The 706-nt window shown below is 53.4% G+C and carries 1 rRNA gene; it reads left to right on the forward strand.

Annotated elements, in window-relative coordinates:
• Window positions 1-706, forward strand: a 23S ribosomal RNA gene (locus tag ACLJRH_RS26225); the annotation flags it as partial.

Consider the following 706-nt stretch of genomic DNA (forward strand, 5'->3'; position numbering starts at 1 on the left):
TGAGGGAAAGGCGAAAAGAACCCCGGCGAGGGGAGTGAAAAAGAACCTGAAACCGTGTACGTACAAGCAGTGGGAGCACCCTTTGGGGTGTGACTGCGTACCTTTTGTATAATGGGTCAGCGACTTATATTCTGTAGCAAGGTTAACCGAATAGGGGAGCCGGAGGGAAACCGAGTCTTAATTGGGCGTTAAGTTGCAGGGTATAGACCCGAAACCCGGTGATCTAGCCATGGGCAGGTTGAAGGTTGGGTAACACTAACTGGAGGACCGAACCGACTAATGTTGAAAAATTAGCGGATGACCTGTGGCTGGGGGTGAAAGGCCAATCAAACCGGGAGATAGCTGGTTCTCCCCGAAAGCTATTTAGGTAGCGCCTCGTGAATTCATCTCCGGGGGTAGAGCACTGTTTCGGCTAGGGGGCCATCCCGGCTTACCAACCCGATGCAAACTGCGAATACCGGAGAATGTTATCACGGGAGACACACGGCGGGTGCTAACGTCCGTCGTGAAGAGGGAAACAACCCAGACCGCCAGCTAAGGTCCCAAAGTCATGGTTAAGTGGGAAACGATGTGGGAAGGCCCAGACAGCCAGGATGTTGGCTTAGAAGCAGCCATCATTTAAAGAAAGCGTAATAGCTCACTGGTCGAGTCGGCCTGCGCGGAAGATGTAACGGGGCTAAACCATGCACCGAAGCTGCGGCAGCGA

This window comes from Salmonella sp. SAL04162 (assembly GCF_046551535.1).
GTDB classification, from domain to species: Bacteria; Pseudomonadota; Gammaproteobacteria; order Enterobacterales; family Enterobacteriaceae; genus Salmonella; species Salmonella enterica.